The sequence below is a fragment of the Lysinibacillus sphaericus genome (assembly GCF_006864135.1).
Lineage (GTDB): Bacteria > Bacillota > Bacilli > Bacillales_A > Planococcaceae > Lysinibacillus.
In genome coordinates this window covers 20,795-36,886 of sequence record NZ_SADV01000027.1, presented here as the reverse complement: position 1 = coordinate 36,886, position 16,092 = coordinate 20,795, and the positions used below count along the sequence as shown (strand labels likewise).

18 protein-coding genes are annotated in these 16,092 nt (G+C 37.6%); 6 read left to right on the top strand and 12 right to left on the bottom strand.

The genetic code is table 11. From position 1 onward, the window contains the following. Window positions 1–2: 2 nt before the first annotated feature. The 4 genes from C7Y47_RS21080 to C7Y47_RS21065 are packed head-to-tail and all read right to left on the bottom strand — an operon-like array spanning window position 3 to window position 3,869. Window positions 3–1,073 (bottom strand): sulfate/molybdate ABC transporter ATP-binding protein, encoded by a 1,071-nt coding sequence (locus tag C7Y47_RS21080; protein ID WP_142510545.1) that lies wholly within the window; start codon window positions 1,071–1,073, stop codon window positions 3–5. Between the two features lie 16 nt (window positions 1,074–1,089). Further along, window positions 1,090–1,965, bottom strand: a complete 876-nt coding sequence (gene cysW / locus C7Y47_RS21075; RefSeq protein ID WP_142510544.1) for a sulfate ABC transporter permease subunit CysW — start codon at window positions 1,963–1,965, stop codon at window positions 1,090–1,092. 9 nt (window positions 1,966–1,974) lie between these two features. Next, the gene (gene cysT / locus C7Y47_RS21070) at window positions 1,975–2,808 is read right to left on the bottom strand and encodes a sulfate ABC transporter permease subunit CysT (protein ID WP_142510543.1); all 834 of its coding nucleotides are present in this window, start codon (window positions 2,806–2,808) and stop codon (window positions 1,975–1,977) included. Window positions 2,809–2,819: 11 nt separating this feature from the next. After that, on the bottom strand, window positions 2,820–3,869 hold the full coding sequence (locus tag C7Y47_RS21065) for a sulfate ABC transporter substrate-binding protein (protein WP_142510542.1): 1,050 nt from the start codon (window positions 3,867–3,869) through the stop codon (window positions 2,820–2,822). A 443-nt stretch (window positions 3,870–4,312) separates the two neighbouring features. Here C7Y47_RS21065 and C7Y47_RS21060 point away from each other — a divergent pair, with 443 nt between their 5' ends. From C7Y47_RS21060 to C7Y47_RS21040, 5 genes are all read left to right on the top strand, one after another. Beyond that, window positions 4,313–5,014 carry a phosphoadenylyl-sulfate reductase gene (locus C7Y47_RS21060; RefSeq protein ID WP_142510541.1) on the top strand — a complete coding sequence of 234 codons (702 nt, stop codon included), beginning with the start codon at window positions 4,313–4,315 and terminating at the stop codon, window positions 5,012–5,014. A 12-nt stretch (window positions 5,015–5,026) separates the two neighbouring features. Continuing rightward, the gene (locus tag C7Y47_RS21055; RefSeq protein WP_142510540.1) at window positions 5,027–6,091 is read left to right on the top strand and encodes an inorganic phosphate transporter; all 1,065 of its coding nucleotides are present in this window, start codon (window positions 5,027–5,029) and stop codon (window positions 6,089–6,091) included. 358 nt (window positions 6,092–6,449) lie between these two features. Then, a complete protein-coding gene (gene sat, locus C7Y47_RS21050) occupies window positions 6,450–7,589 on the top strand; it encodes a sulfate adenylyltransferase (RefSeq protein ID WP_142510539.1) in 1,140 nt (379 codons plus the stop codon). Then, the gene (cysC, locus tag C7Y47_RS21045) at window positions 7,586–8,182 is read left to right on the top strand and encodes an adenylyl-sulfate kinase (protein ID WP_142510538.1); all 597 of its coding nucleotides are present in this window, start codon (window positions 7,586–7,588) and stop codon (window positions 8,180–8,182) included. Before sat ends, cysC begins: the two co-directional genes overlap by 4 nt. A 130-nt stretch (window positions 8,183–8,312) precedes the next feature. Continuing rightward, the gene (locus tag C7Y47_RS21040) at window positions 8,313–8,783 is read left to right on the top strand and encodes a GNAT family N-acetyltransferase (protein ID WP_142510537.1); all 471 of its coding nucleotides are present in this window, start codon (window positions 8,313–8,315) and stop codon (window positions 8,781–8,783) included. 47 nt (window positions 8,784–8,830) lie between these two features. Here the strand turns inward: C7Y47_RS21040 and mnhG are convergent, their stop codons facing one another. From mnhG to C7Y47_RS21005, 7 genes are read right to left on the bottom strand one after another with little or no spacing between them, the layout of a single operon-like run. After that, complete coding sequence (gene mnhG / locus C7Y47_RS21035) at window positions 8,831–9,199, bottom strand: monovalent cation/H(+) antiporter subunit G (RefSeq protein ID WP_132361712.1); 369 nt, start codon at window positions 9,197–9,199, stop codon at window positions 8,831–8,833. Continuing rightward, on the bottom strand, window positions 9,183–9,464 hold the full coding sequence (locus C7Y47_RS21030; protein WP_142510536.1) for a Na(+)/H(+) antiporter subunit F1: 282 nt from the start codon (window positions 9,462–9,464) through the stop codon (window positions 9,183–9,185). Before C7Y47_RS21030 ends, mnhG begins: the two co-directional genes overlap by 17 nt. Then, the gene (locus C7Y47_RS21025) at window positions 9,461–9,940 is read right to left on the bottom strand and encodes a Na+/H+ antiporter subunit E (protein ID WP_132361710.1); all 480 of its coding nucleotides are present in this window, start codon (window positions 9,938–9,940) and stop codon (window positions 9,461–9,463) included. Before C7Y47_RS21025 ends, C7Y47_RS21030 begins: the two co-directional genes overlap by 4 nt. Window positions 9,941–9,944: 4 nt before the next feature. After that, complete coding sequence (locus C7Y47_RS21020; protein ID WP_142510535.1) at window positions 9,945–11,432, bottom strand: Na+/H+ antiporter subunit D; 1,488 nt, start codon at window positions 11,430–11,432, stop codon at window positions 9,945–9,947. Beyond that, window positions 11,425–11,766: a Na(+)/H(+) antiporter subunit C gene (locus tag C7Y47_RS21015; protein WP_142510534.1), complete on the bottom strand. Its 342-nt coding sequence runs from the start codon at window positions 11,764–11,766 to the stop codon at window positions 11,425–11,427. The genes C7Y47_RS21020 and C7Y47_RS21015 overlap by 8 nt, the downstream gene beginning before the upstream one ends. After that, window positions 11,766–12,188, bottom strand: a complete 423-nt coding sequence (locus tag C7Y47_RS21010) for a Na(+)/H(+) antiporter subunit B (protein WP_142510533.1) — start codon at window positions 12,186–12,188, stop codon at window positions 11,766–11,768. Before C7Y47_RS21010 ends, C7Y47_RS21015 begins: the two co-directional genes overlap by 1 nt. Further along, window positions 12,175–14,589 carry a Na+/H+ antiporter subunit A gene (locus C7Y47_RS21005; RefSeq protein WP_142510532.1) on the bottom strand — a complete coding sequence of 805 codons (2,415 nt, stop codon included), beginning with the start codon at window positions 14,587–14,589 and terminating at the stop codon, window positions 12,175–12,177. The genes C7Y47_RS21010 and C7Y47_RS21005 overlap by 14 nt, the downstream gene beginning before the upstream one ends. Before the next feature lie 154 nt (window positions 14,590–14,743). Here C7Y47_RS21005 and C7Y47_RS21000 point away from each other — a divergent pair, with 154 nt between their 5' ends. Continuing rightward, window positions 14,744–15,307 (top strand): DUF5366 family protein, encoded by a 564-nt coding sequence (locus tag C7Y47_RS21000; RefSeq protein ID WP_142510531.1) that lies wholly within the window; start codon window positions 14,744–14,746, stop codon window positions 15,305–15,307. A gap of 183 nt (window positions 15,308–15,490) precedes the next feature. Here the strand turns inward: C7Y47_RS21000 and C7Y47_RS20995 are convergent, their stop codons facing one another. Continuing rightward, a complete protein-coding gene (locus tag C7Y47_RS20995) occupies window positions 15,491–15,964 on the bottom strand; it encodes a hypothetical protein (RefSeq protein ID WP_142510530.1) in 474 nt (157 codons plus the stop codon). Between the last annotated feature and the right edge of the window lie 128 nt (window positions 15,965–16,092).

Here is a 16,092-nt window from a genome sequence, read left to right as displayed (position 1 = left end):
TTTTAAATGGAAAAGTCCTCTGGGATAAAAACTTTTAATTGCTTTGGTTTGACAAATACATGGTCACCAACCTTAAGCTGAAGATTAGTAAACTGCTCCTTAGTCAGTTCTGCCTCTAAAAATTCATCTATATCTTCACGACGCAGCTCAATCTGCACGATAGGTCCGAGCAAATGAATATGGCTAACTTTGACGGGGACGGTGCCAGATTTGTTAGTTTTCTCAATATGAATATCATGGGGACGTACATAGCCTACTGCATGACCCTCTGGATGTTCTAGTACACCAGGTACATCAATCGCAAATTCACCATGCAGGAGCATACCATTTTGTAACCGTCCTTTAAAGAGATTTACATTACCTAAAAAATCATACACGAAAGGACTCTTTGGGTTTGTGTATACGTCGTCTGGACTACCAATTTGCTCTATCTTGCCGTTGTTCATTACGACAATTCGGTCTGCAACATCAAGTGCCTCTTCCTGATCGTGTGTGACAAAAATGCTTGTAATATGAAAATCATCGTGAAGCTTTCGAAGCCAACGCCGCAATTCCTTGCGCACTTTAGCATCCAGTGCTCCAAAAGGTTCATCTAATAGAAGCACCTTGGGCTCCACTGCGAGAGCTCTAGCAAGCGCAACACGCTGACGTTGCCCACCTGATAGCTGAGTTGGGTAACGATCAGAAAAATTATCTAGTTTGACGAGTCGTAGAAGCTCCATCACCTTGCTCTTTATTTCTAATTTAGACGGTCTTGTTTTACGGGGGCGTACTTTAAGACCGTAAGCGACATTGTCAAAAACTGTCATGTGGCGAAAAAGGGCATAATGCTGGAATACAAAGCCTACATTGCGCTCCTTTGGATGGCAATCTATCATCGATTGACCATCAAATAAAATCTCGCCAACATCTGACGTTTCAAGTCCAGCAATAACGCGTAGTAAGGAAGTTTTGCCAGAACCAGATGGGCCGAGAAGGGCAACCAGTTCCCCTGATTGAATATGAAGTGAAACATCTTCTAAAGCTTGAAAGGAACCGAATTTTTTAGATACATTGTTAATTTGAATGCTCATGCTGACAATACCTCCTTTAAACGGATTTGGATTTCCAAGCAATAATATCTTTAACGATAAGTGTCATAATGGCGATCACACTCATCAGTGAAGCAACGGCGAAGGCTGCTGCAAATTGGTATTCATTGTATAAAATTTCAATATGAAGGGGCATTGTATTTGTCATTCCTCGAATATGCCCTGATACGACAGAAACGGCACCAAATTCACCAATTGCCCGAGCATTACATAGTATAAGCCCGTACAATAAGCCCCATTTAATATTTGGCAATGTCACATGCCAAAATGTTTTAAAACCATTGGCACCAAGTGAAATGGACGCCTCCTCCTCAGAAGTGCCTTGTGCTTGCATAAGAGGAATAAGCTCCCGTGCAACAAAAGGCAACGTAACAAAGACAGTAGCAAGGATAATACCAGGTAGCGCAAAAACAATTTTAATGTCATGGTTAAATAGCCAATCCCCAAATAATCCTTGTGAGCCAAATAACAAAATAAATACTAAACCTGCAATAACAGGAGATACTGCAAAAGGGAGATCGACGATTGTCAGTAATAGATTTTTTCCTTTAAAATTGAACTTTGTTAAAGCCCAAGCAGCCATAAAGCCAAAGATTGCGTTTAATGGTACTGCAATCGCGACGACAGTTAAGGTTAATTTTATAGCTGCCAATGCATCTGGGTGTGTGATAGCTGCTACATATACGTCTACCCCTTTTTGAAAGGCAGTGGAAAAAATTGATACTAGTGGGAGTACAATGAAAAATGCTAAAAAAGCTAGCGCAATAAAAATTAGCGTATATCGGACAAAGCGAGGCTCTTGTAAGGCAGCGGACTTTGTCACTGCATTATTTTTTGCAGGAGCAACTTGCTGTATAAATGTAGACTGTTCCATAAATACCTCCTAATGTACAAAGCGACGATTTACCAGCCATTGTATAAAATTAATGCTAAATAATAGAATGAAGGAAGTGACAAGCATTACTACTGCAATAGCAGTTGCACCAGCATAGTCATATTGCTCGAGCTTAGTCATAATAATTAATGGCGTAATTTCAGTCTTCATCGGCATATTGCCGGCGATAAAAACAACAGAACCGTACTCTCCTAATGCACGTGCAAATGCTAATGAAAAACCTGTTAAAATGGCAGGAGCAAGCTCTGGAAAAATAACTTTACGAAAGGTTTGTAAACGAGTTGCTCCAAGACTTGCAGATGCTTCCTCAACCTCGGTACTAATATTTAGTAAAACAGGCTGCACAGTACGGACGACAAATGGTAGCCCAATAAATGTAAGGGCAATGATAATGCCGAGTGGCGTATAGGCAATTTTAAAATTAAAAAATTGACCAATCCAACCATTTGGCGCATAGAGTGACGTTAAGGCAATTCCTGCCACAGCAGTTGGCAAAGCAAAGGGTAAATCGACAAGTCCATCGATGATTCGTTTAAATGGAAAGTGATAGCGCACAAGCACCCAAGCAATGATTGTGCCAAAAATAACATTTAGTAAACCAGCAGTGAACGCTGTACTAAAGCTTACCTTATAGGAAGCGACAGCACGAGGAGCGGTCACAATATCAACAAACTCTGCCCAGCTTAAGGACATTGTATGAATAAAAATCATAGATAGTGGCAATAAGACTAGCAAACTAACATATAACATAGTGTAGCCAAGTGAAAGGTGGAAACCTGGAATAATGCGACGTGTCGTTTTATTAACAGTTAAAATACTCATGACATGCCTCCTTATTGAGGTACATAAATTTCATCGAATGTACCACCATCTTTAAAATGCTTCGCTTGTGCTTCTGCCCAACCACCAAAATCATCAATTGAAACGAGTTCAAGTTTTGGAAATTGCTCTTGATATTTTGCTAGAATTTTTTCATTTCGTGGTCGATAGTAATTTTTTGCAGCAATTTCTTGACCCCGTTCACTATATAAATACTTTAAATAAGCCTCTGCTACTTCGCGTGTGCCTTTTTTATCAACGATTTTGTCAACGATTGCCACAGGTGGCTCAGCTAAAATACTTAAAAAAGGTGTAATGATATCAAACTCGTCACCCAATTCATTGAGCGATAAATGTGCTTCATTTTCCCATGCTATTAAAACGTCACCAATTTTACGTTCAACAAATGTTGTTGTCGCACCGCGTGCACCAGAATCCAGTACTTCCACATTGCTATAGAGAGCTTTCATAAATTCCTTTATTTTTGCCTCATCATTTTTATATAATTTCCCTGCATAGGCCCAAGCGGCTAAATAATTCCAACGTGCACCACCAGATGTTTTAGGATTTGGTGTGATGACAGATACATCATCTTTAATTAAATCATTCCAGTCTTTAATACCCTTTGGATTGCCTTTGCGTACTAAAAAGGCAATAGTCGATGTATAAGGTGTTGAGTTATTGTCAAATTCTGTTTGCCAATCTTTATTTAATAGGCCTCGAGCTTGTGCAATCACATCAATATCGTAAGCTAGTGCTAGTGTAACAACATCTGCCTCTAGACCATCAATTACAGCTCGACCCTGTTTACCAGAGCCTCCATGTGATTGTTTTATCGTTACATCTTGACCGGTTTCATCCTTCCATTTTTTTATAAAATCTTTGTTGAATTCCTCATAAAGCTCACGTGTTGGATCATAGGATACATTTAATAGTTCTACAGGTTTTTTGGATTCCTGAGCATTTGTATTCTTTTCTGAAGAGCTACTGCCGCAACCGGTTAATATTAGAGCTAATACAGATGAAAGTGCTAACGATTGGAGAAAATGTTTCCTTTTTTTCATAAAAAATCGCTCCTTTTTTGTCTAGAGATTACAAAAGGCCACCTACCGGTACGATGTATAATCGTCATAAGTAGATGGCCTTCAGATACTCTGATCAGCATTTTATATTGGTTTGGTTCAAAGCTTAGTTATACATTAAACATATATTTCCTATTAGTCAACAAGGAATTTAAAAATGGTGCTCTTAACCATCATTATATGCAAGAATAAAGTAGAAAAATTTGGGCTCATTGAAATGAAATTTTGCAAAAAACCTAGTTGACTACTAGGTGTACTTTAGTATATATTTGGTAATAAGAAAAATGATTGTAGAACGAGGTAGCAAATACTAGTGACAATCATTTCATAATAAGCTGGCTAGTCAAACTAGAGGCGTTTTAACAAAGACATGTATATATATGTCTTTCGTTAGAACGTCTCTTTTTAGTTATGAGGAGGATTATATGCTAACATATGCAACTTGGCATGAGCCAACATTGAATTTTCAAGTAGACGAAACGTATAAGGCTGCACTAGAGGTTTTACAGTGGAGTTATGCTGAATATGGAGAGGATATCGTCTATGCATGTAGCTTTGGGATTGAGGGAATTGTCTTGCTTGACCTTATTTCAAAGGTGAAGCCTAATGCTACTATTATCTTTTTAGATACAGATGTTCATTTTAAGGAAACATATGAAACGATTGATAAAGTAAAAAAAAAATATCCAGAGCTTAACATTACTATGCAAAAACCAGCACTTACACTTGAACAACAAGCAACTGAATATGGTGATGAATTATGGAAGTCCAATCCAAATAAATGCTGTGAGATTCGCAAGATTGTACCGTTACATGAAGCGTTAGCGGGCGCAAAAGCTTGGATTTCAGGTTTGCGTCGTGAACAATCACCAACCCGACAAAATACGAACTTTATCAATCGTGACGATAAATTTCAGTCTATTAAAATTTGTCCACTCATTCATTGGACATGGAAGGATGTCTGGCGCTATGTCTCAAAGCATAGTTTGCCATACAATCCATTGCATGACAGAGGCTATCCAAGCGTCGGCTGCGAGCACTGTACAAAACCGGCATTTACAATGGATGATTTGCGTTCAGGTAGATGGCAGGGGTCTGGTAAAACTGAATGTGGATTACATGAGTAAAGGGGTTTTGCCATGCTTGAATATGTAGCAATAGCGATTAGTTTATTTTTTGCGATGAATATAGGTGCTAGTGGAGCGGCAGCCTCAATGGGAGTCGCTTACGGAGCAGGTGCCATCAAAAAAGCTTGGCAAGCATTGCTCATTTGCTCAGTAGGTGTTTTTTCTGGGGCAGTTCTTGGAGGTGGAGAGGTAGTAAAGACAATCAGCTCCGGCATAATGCCACAGGAGTACATTACAGTAAAGATTGTCATTATTATTTTGATTTCTGCGACAAGCTCACTATTTCTCGCCAATCTTTTAGGCATCCCATTATCAACAAGTGAAGTGACAGTAGGAGCAGTTGTAGGTGTAGGGATTGCCTACAAAGTGTTATATATTAAATCATTGCTTGTCATCATATCGTTTTGGGTAATAGTGCCAATTGTAGCGTTTGTCATTGCATTTGTCTTTGGGAAGTGGCTGTATAAATTACGTGTTAAGGGCTTGTTAAAAGATCATTCAATATTAACAATCCTCCTTGTGTTCGCTGGATTTTTCGAAGCCTTTTCAGCAGGGATGAATAACGTAGCAAATGCAGTTGGGCCTCTTGTTGGTGCAGGAATGATGAGTGTAACAACTGGAATATTACTTGGTGGGGCATTTGTGGCGCTTGGGGCGATGCTACTAGGAAAACGAGTGCTTGAAACAAATGGTAAAAAAATTATGCGCTTTGAGAAGGCAGAAGGGATATTAATATCGAGCACAGGTGCACTACTAGTCGGTGTAAGCTCTATCTTTGGGCTGCCCGTGCCATTAACACAAGTAACATCCTCTTCGATTATCGGGATGGGGATGGCTAAAAACGGGACACAAATTTTCCATAAGCATATTGTGAAAAAAATAATCCGTATTTGGATTGTCTCGCCAATCCTTTCTTTAACCATCTCCTATTTTTTAGTACAGCTATTTTTAGAGAAAGATGTCTATGCCATCGTCATAATTGGCAGCATTATTATTGGAACACTTGGTGTCATTAGCTTAATGCGAACAATGCGTGAAGAAGAGCGCTCAATATACGATGAGGGTGAAGGAATTTAAATACCTGGTTGAGGGGAAAGCCGGTCAATTCAGAAGGATTCCCGATCATTTCTGTAAGGAAGAAATTAATCGAAGAAGTCTCAATTTGCCTAAGATGAAAAATCAAAGTAAATAAACTTAAATATCAGGCGTGTTGATTAGGAAAATATAGGGTTATTATTGGCTAATAAAATGATTTTTTTGTGGATATTTTACTAATGTATGTCCACTTTAACTGATTGTAGCATAGGGCTACTCGACGCTCGCCCGCAGCGGAAATCAGAGCCTTCTAATTAATTATAGTGGATAAAAATGGTCGATCAACACGCTTGATTAAATATAAAACTGAGTAATTCAATAAAACTAGGAGGAGATTTTGATGAGTTTACAACCGCATGGTGGACGATTAGTGCAAGCTTTTAATCCAGAGAAGGATGTAACGCATATAAATAAAATTATTGATTTGGATGCCATTGCACTTAGCGATTTAGAGTTAATTGCTATCGGTGGTTACAGTCCGATTGAAGGTTTTTTAACGCAGGAAGATTATGAATCAGTTGTTGAACATACGCGTTTAGCGTCAGGGGTGGTATGGAGTATTCCGATTACATTACCAGTAGTCAAGGAAGTTGCGGCAACATTGCAACCGGGCGATGAGGCAATATTAGTATACGGTGATGCTGTTTATGGTGTTATTGAAGTTGCTGATATTTATGAGCCAAATAAACAGAAAGAGGCAATGTTAATATACGGCACGAAGGATTCAGAGCATCCAGGTGTTAAAAAGTTGTATGAACGTCCAAGTATTTATGTGGGCGGGAAAATTACATTAGTAAAACGTCTAGAGCAAAAGTTTCCTGCCTATTCATTCGATCCGCTTGAAACACGAAAGCTTTTTGCTGAAAAGGGTTGGAAAACAATTGTTGGCTTCCAAACACGGAATCCTGTGCATCGAGCACATGAATACATTCAAAAGGCGGCACTTGAAACAATTGATGGATTATTTTTAAACCCGCTTGTTGGGGAAACAAAATCAGACGATGTTTCAGCCTCAATTCGTATGGAAAGCTATGAAGTTTTACTAGAAAATTATTATCCCAAAAATCGCGTGCAATTAGGCGTGTTCCCAGCTGCAATGCGATATGCAGGTCCAAAGGAAGCTATTTTCCACGCACTTGTACGAAAAAATTATGGCTGTACGCATTTTATCGTTGGGCGTGATCATGCAGGAGTTGGCGATTATTATGGCACATACGATGCACAAAAAATCTTTGAACAATTTACGGAAGATGAATTAGGAATTATTCCATTAAAATTTGAGCATAGTTTCTATTGCAACAAATGTGAGGGCATGGCAACAACGAAAACTTGCCCGCATGATAGCTCGGTGCATGTTATTTTATCGGGTACTAAGGTTCGTGAAATGTTACGTAATGGCGAATTGCCTCCAAGTACATTTAGCCGAAAAGAGGTTGTGGATGTACTAATTAAGGGAATGCGTAAGGAGGTTTTAAAGTGAGTTCAAATATCGTTTGGCATGAAGCTTCCATTACGAAAGAGGAGCGTCGTACACAAAACAAGCATCAAAGTTTTATTTTATGGTTCACCGGCTTATCAGCATCTGGGAAATCTTCTGTGGCAAACGCATTTGCACGCAGACTCTTTGAACGTGGCCATCAAGCATTTGTCTTAGATGGTGATAATGTTCGCCATGGCTTAAATAAGGATTTAGGATTTGATGAAGCTGGTCGAAAGGAAAATATCAGACGTATTGGAGAGGTTTCTAAGCTTTTTGTGGAAAATGGACAAATTGTTCTAACTGCTTTTATTTCACCTTACCGAGAAGATCGTCAAGTTGTCCGTGAGCTTGTGGAAACAGGGGAATTTATAGAGGTATATGTGAATTGTTCGGTAGAAATGTGTGAAAAACGTGATCCAAAAGGTCTTTATAAAAAAGCACGTAATGCGGAAATTCCAAACTTTACTGGGATTAGTGCACCCTATGAAGAACCGGAAAATCCAGAAATCATTTTAGACACAGAACTTCATTCTATCGAAGAGTGCGTAGACCAGCTCACAGACATATTAACTTCAAAAGGATATATATACTAAATCTGTTTTTTAAAGAATCTGCTTACTTATGATGAGCAGATTTTTTAATGGTAGATTTACCTATTTATTATAGAATAATTCCATATATTGTGGGATGATTAAGTCATCATAAATTATAGGAGATGAAGAAATGAGCATACATATTCAACTATTAACGGAGGATATTGTAAACCAAAAATTATTAAATGAAATATTGGAGCTATGGAATGAAAATGCCATAGAAACTGCAGATTGCGAATTAGGGGAGAGTGAAAGGAAGGGTATTCAAGAACAACTAGAACAATATATTCAATCAAAATATGGGGCCATTTATATAGCAACTGATGAAAATAATGCAATGATTGGTTTTGGAATGGCTTCGATCAAAAAGGATTTTATTTTCGATATGAACTATGGTCAAATAGACGAGGTTTATGTAGTGCCAGTATATAGAAGACAGAAGGTTGCTAAACGTCTAGTAGATGATTTAGTGAATTGGTTTAATGACGAACATAATACTACTGTAGTAAATGTTTATGTAGATTTAGAAAATGACTTAGCACTAAACTTTTGGGAAGGCATTGGTTTAGAGAAGGAATTTTTTATGCTATCAAATAACTAAAAAAGTGGCCAATGAAGTTTATTCATTGGCCAACTTTTTTGGAAAAGTTATTTAATGCCTTGTTCTTTTTTCATCCGATCAATTTCAGGTCCAAGCTCGTCGTGTATTGTGCCTTTCCAAGGCTTTACACCAGCGATGTATGAGGAGCGAGTCATAATATGCCCTCCAACAGGACCTGTGATAAACAGGAACAGTATACCGAGTAAAATGCGGGGATTAAAGTGATCTTCAATTAACCAAAAGTGAAAGAATACCCCAATGAGTACGCACATGACACCGAGCGTTGCACTTTTTGAAGCAGCGTGCGCACGTGTGTACAAATCAGGTAAACGGACAAGACCAATGGCAGTCACGACTATAAATAGCACCCCTACAGAAATGAAAAAGATAACTAAACTATTAGCGAGAATTGTCACGTTTAATGATATCTCCTTTCTCTATGAATTTAGAGAAAGCAACCGTACCGATAAACGATAAAATCGCTAACAATAATATAATCTCCAGGAAGAAGCTTGTTTCAACCAGTACTGAAAACAGTCCAATGAGCGAGATGACTGATACACCTAATGAATCCAATGCTACTACACGATCAGATGCAGAAGGACCTTTAACCATTCGATAAATGACTGCAATCATTGATAAGCAAATCACTACAATCGAAGCAATAATAAATGTTGTCATGATTTACTCACCTCCAAAATCGCTTTTTCAAATGAATCTCGAATTGCTGTAATGGCTTCATCGACATCACTCATGTCAATCGCATGTACATATAAAGTTTTTGCATCATCAGATACGTGCACTACTACAGTACCAGGTGTTAACGTAATAAGACTTGATAATAAAGTAATTTCCCATTCTTGTGTTAACACAGTCGGATAGGCAAAGAATGCAGGCTGCATATCCAACTTAGGCTTTAATACCACTCGAAGAACTTGTACATTCGCTAACACTAACTCCTTTAAAAAGAGTAACGTCAACTTAATGATTGCCCATATGCGGTAGACGTAAAGACGGGTAGTAAAAAATCTACGCATAATAATGAGCAATATAATACCGAGAATGAACCCAATGATAAAGCCTGTTGCTGTGTAATTAGAAGAAAGGAACATCCAAACGAAGGCAAGTACAACATTTAAAATAATTTGAAATGCCATATCTCTAATCCTCCTTCATTACAGCATCTATATAAATAGATGGATCACTTAATAGTTTTGCCGCATCGTCCATAAATGGAGTAATCCATTCAGAGCCTACACCATACGCTACAGTAATGAGCACTAAAAGAACGGTAGGCACAAATAGTGTAGAGTAGACTTTTTTATCGACAGTACCCGTTGTTTCTTTTTCTTCACCCCAGAAGGCATAAAGGAAAATACGAATAACCGATAATAAAACGAGAAGTGATGAAGCTAAAATAAAAATACTACTCCATTTACTGCCTGCTTCAAATCCTCCCTGTACAATCAACAGCTTTCCAACGAAGCCACTAAGTGGGGGGATCCCTGCTAAACCAAATGCTGCAATTAAATAGCACCAACCAAGAGCAGGATATTTATTCATAAGACCGCCCATTTTTCGTAAATCAGATGTGCCAGTAATGTAGATGACGATCCCTATTAACATAAAGAGCGCTGCTTTAATAAGCATGTCATGGATTAAATAGAACATTGCACCTTTTAGGGAGATTTCATTCATTTGAGAAACACCAAATAAAATAACACCTACAGCTATGACAATATTATATATAATGATGAGCTTCACATCATGGTAGGCAAGTGCACCAATACAGCCCGCAATAATTGTTGCAACTGCTAAAGCCATCAGTAAATCATGTGTATACGATAAATCATGAACAAAGAACAATGTATATGTTCGAGTAATCGCATAAATGCCCACCTTTGTTAGTAGTGCACCAAATAGCGTTAGCACTGGTATAGGTGCTGCTGCATAAGAAGTTGGTAGCCAGAAGTATAGCGGGAAAATAGCCGCTTTTAACCCAAATACCATTAAAAATAGTACAGCTATAACCGTAACGATACCTGGCTGATTAATTTCAGCAATTTTTACCGCAATATCTGCCATGTTTAATGTACCTACTACAGAGTAAAGGAAGGCAACTGTAATAACAAATAAAGCAGATGAAATAACATTAATTAAAATATATTTAATGGAACCTTTAAGCTGTCCTTTTTCGCCCCCAAGAACGATGAGCAAATAAGAGGCCATTAACAATACCTCGAAGAACACGAAAAGGTTAAAAATATCGCCTGTCGTAAATGCCCCGTTAACCCCAGTTAAAATAAACATAATGCCAGGATAATAGAAGAAGCGTTCACGTTCCTTTGTGATGGAACCAAAGCCATACCAAACAACAAAGAAGGTGATCAGCAGCGTTGTAGTGACAAGCAATGCAGATACCATATCAGAAACCATCGTAATGCCATACGGCACAGGCCAATTCCCGAACGTTACCATTTGAATACCATCATTTTTCACTTTTATAAGCAGTGAAATGGCTGATGTAAGTGCGAGCACTATACCAAGTAATGCGAATGAACGCTGATATTTTAAGTTTTTTTGCCCGAATATTAAAATCATACCGAAGAAAAATGGAATGATAATTGGCAGTAGAAGGAAGTTATTCATCCTCATCACTTCCTCTCATTAAGCTTATATCATCTGTCTCGAGCTCCTGATAAGAACGATATGCAAGTACTAAGAAGAAAGCTGTTACTCCAAAACTAATAACAATCGCTGTTAAAATAAGCGCCTGTGGTAATGGGTCTGCAAAAGTTTTTGCCCCTTCCTTTAAAACAGGTGGTGCTTCTCCACCTAGCCCGCCCATCGTTAAAATTAGAAGATGAGCGCCATGACTTAAAAGACCTGTCCCGATAATAATACGCAATAAGCTTTTGGATAAGATTAAATAAACCGCTGCCATAAATAGAAAGCCTATGACAAACGCCATCATTATTTCCATTATTCATCCTCCCCAATCGTTTGAATAATGGTCATCGTAACGCCGACAACAACCAAATAGACACCGCTATCAAAAAGCATAGCCGTGTGTAATGACTGTTTGCCTAGAAGCGGTAAATCGAAATAATCAAAGAAATGTGTAAAAAACGGTTTACCTATAAACATTGGGAAAGCGGCTGTTGCGAGTGCTAGAAGTAAGCCAATTGCAGTTAAATACGTATAATTTATAGGTAAAACCTTACGAACCGTATTTAAATCAAAGGCAAGGACTAAGAGCACGATCGCACTCGATGTTAAAAGTCCACCAACAAAGCCGCCTCCAGGTGTGTAATGACCTGCGAGAAAAATATGAATAGAGAAGAAGAAAATAATGAAGAATACAATTTTTGTTGTAAATTGTATAATTACATCATTTGTTTTCATGTGTTTTCTCCTTTCTATTCATGCGTAGCTTGATCATTGCTAAAATGGCCATTCCAGCAATAGCTAGCACTGTAATTTCAAATAATGTATCAAAGCCACGGTAGTCTACTAAGATAACGTTGACAATGTTTCCACCGCCTGCTTTTGAATAAACTGTTTCCTCATAATACTTCGAAATAGTCGGAATCAATTTTTGTGAATGTGCAGACAGTGCTAAAAGCGTAACCATAACACCGACAGCAACGGAAACAATCGCGCGATTTAATTGGAATCTCATGCGCTCTTCTCGTTTTCCGAGCTTCGGCAGATGATAAAACGCTAGTAAAAATAGCGCAACAGAAATTGTTTCAATGACAAGCTGTGTTAATGCTAAATCAGGAGCATTAAAAATAACGAAGAATAATGCTACTGTGTAGCCCACAGCACCAAGGCCTATAATAGCTGTTAAACGTGACTTTGCCAAAATTGTAATGGCTGTTCCAATGACTAATATTACAACTAAAATGATTTCGTAAGGACGAATAGGTGAAACGTCTTGGAAGGAGACTGTAAAAGCATTCTTCACAAATAAAGAACCGATTACAATCGCCGCAATGCTACTAAACATATACAACAGGTAGTGACGCATAGAGCCCGTCATATAAAGACGTGATACGCGATTTAACCCAACATCTAGTCCGAGCATAGTCTTGTCGTATGCATTATTTAACGTTAAAGATTGCGGGAATCTTTGGTAAATAACCTGCCATTTTGGTAATGCTACAAACAATAGAACCCCAACAATTACTATGCCAAATGTCATGACTAATTCGGGAGTAATTTCACCATGCCAAGCAGCCACATGAATATCAATATCCTTTGGTGAATCATATAAGAATGGCTGAATAGCTTGTACTGCTGGTTTTACAAAGGTATCACCAACTAGGTTCGGAATAAAGAATATTGTTACGACTAATGCTGCTAAAATCATCGGCGAAATTAGCATACCAATCGGTGCCTCATGTGGTTTATGAGGTAATTTTTCTGGTTTATATTTACCAGTAAATGTTCTGAAAACAAAATAGAAGCTATAGACAAATGTAAATATACTAGCAATCCAAGCGACAATCGGGAAGAGTGCTCCCCATGTTTCGAAGCCTAAAAATTCGAAATTTTGCAGTGCAAGCATGGCAGTTAAAAACATTTCCTTACTTAAGAAGCCGTTAAATGGCGGTAGACCAGCCATTGATAAGCTTCCGATAGCCGCTACTGTAAAGCTAAGCGGCATAATACTCATTAATCCACCGAGCTTACGAATATCACGTGTACCTGTTTCATGATCGACAATGCCTGCAATCATGAATAGGCTTCCTTTAAACGTTGCATGGTTGATAAGATGGAAGATTGCCGCAAAGGCAGCAAATTTAATAGTATCTGTAGTCCCATTGCCATGAAACGCTAAAGCACTGGCGCCGAGCAATGACATGATAAGTCCAAGCTGACTCACTGTGGAGAAAGCAAGGATTCCTTTTAAATCTGTTTGCTTTATAGCAAAGAATGAACCCCAGAATAACGTTAAAATACCTACGCTTGTAACGAGCCATACCCAAAGCTCAGAAACAGCGAAAATTGGTGTAAAGCGTGCAACTAAATAAATACCTGCCTTTACCATTGTTGCAGAGTGAAGGTATGCACTTACTGGTGTTGGCGCTTCCATTGCATCTGGTAACCAAATGTAGAATGGGAATTGGGCAGACTTCGTAAATGCTCCTAGAAGTATTAAAACGAGCGACCAGGTGAACAGGGGATGCTGCACTAAACTAGGTGCCATTACAATAAGTTCACGGATTGAATACGTTCCTCCCATTATATAAAGAAGGATGAATCCTCCTAACATCATCAAGCCGCCACCGACTGTAATCATCATTGACTTAAGTGCACCAAAGCGAGAGGCATCACGAGAATACCAATAGCCGATCAGTAAAAATGATGAAATAGATGTTAGTTCCCAAAAGAAGTACAGCGTAATTAAATGATCTGACTGTACTACTCCTAGCATTGCGGTCATAAATAATAATAGGTAAACATAAAAATTATGTAATTTTTCTTTATGTTTGTCTAAGTAAAAAATAGAGTAAAGTACGACCAATGAGCCAATTCCAGTAATCAGCAATGAGAACAGCAAGCTAAGTCCATCTAAATAAGAAACGATGGAAATATCAAGCGATGGAATCCAAGGAAGCTCTTCAAGAAATACTTTACCATCTGCTACTTTTCCGATATAAGATGCGTAAATAATCGCGAGTGTAGCAGGTACTGCAAGAACAAACCAACCTGTGTGAATATTTTTAATGCTTTTATATAAAAGTGGCACAAATATTGCAGCAAGCATTGGAATGAAAATATAAAGTACTTGTAACAAAAAAATCCTCCTTTATGCAGATAAGTATGTTAATTATATCGCACTTTTTGTAGGATTGCATATGCACTCATATGATTTAGCTTGCGGTAATGGAAGAACTTTGGATATATTATAAATAGGAAGTTATCAATAATAATAGAGGAAAAAATTATTTATGAAAAACCCTTATATTTATGGTTATCTACCATTAATTACAATTTTATTGTTTAGTTTGACATTTGGAATGTATGCAGTAAGTGAATCGCTGCAAGTTTTTCATGCAATCGGTGTGTATTCCGGCATGCGTGAGTTTTTATCCGATTTCGAGCTCCGTGTATTCTTGCTAATTGTCTTTGCTGTAATCTTTTTTATGCTATTTTCAGCATTAAAATTAGTAGGGGAAACGATTCATGAGTTAGGAATGTTATTTTTCTCAAAGGATCATGATGGTACGACAGTGAATCAAGCTCGAGGTGGATACATCATTTTATTAGTTGGTGCAATCTGTTCAGCCTTTGCTATTCAATTTATTTACGTTTTAGTAGGTATTTTTGTCTTAACCGTTTTTATCTACTTTATTTATCTTATCTATAAAATGAGTCATTTTATGTCGATGGGTGGAACAATTGGCTTATTAGTATTTGAACTTTTTATGTGGACTATACTATTATCGCTATTAGTTTATGTTGTTTTAAAATTGTATAATGGTATTTTAGCAAGTTTACCGTTTGCTCACTAAAGGCACAATTCGTTTTATTTAATAAAAGGCAACAGGGGATTGTTTCCTGCTGCCTTTTGTCATTAGTAATTTCATAAATTTTTGTTGCATTCTCAAGGGATAGTGGCCGTGTTGACTAAAGCGTTACATCCTTGCATTAGGATCTGCAGCGTCTGTCAAATGTGAATAAGTACTTTAGAGTATTTATTTTGCGGTTGTATAAAGATTTTGAATTGTACTTGAATCAATAATTTGTTCTTGCTGTTTATCATTGACAGTATAGAGAATTTTGATTTGTCGTTTAGGATTCTTTTTCACATCTTCTAGTTGGAATGACAAAATGAGGATTCCTTCTTTTTCGATTGTCCAATCTTTGATGTCTTTTAATTCTCCGATATCTTCTTTGTCTCGTTTATATACCCCTAGCTTTTTACCACTTTCACCTGCATAAAACTGATGTTGAATGTTAGACTCAGCGTGAAGTAAGTCAATATCGTTGATGATCACGTTACCATTACCTGTCCATCTAATAGCTGTTATAATATAGTAATTTTTTCCGCTTTCCAAAGCTGATGTAGAGACTTCATCAATAACAAATTTGCCTTCCTCGTCTTTTTTAATACATCCCCCTAATAAAAGTCCTAACAATAATAAAAACAAAAATAACTTTCTTTTCATGCTACATTCCCCCTCCTTTGTGATGAGATGTAATTCAATTGTAAATTAATTCTTCCTGTTTTGATAAATATTTAAATGTTTTCTTTCTAAAATTGCTATAGAAAAAAGCGAAAACTCAAGCATCGTAA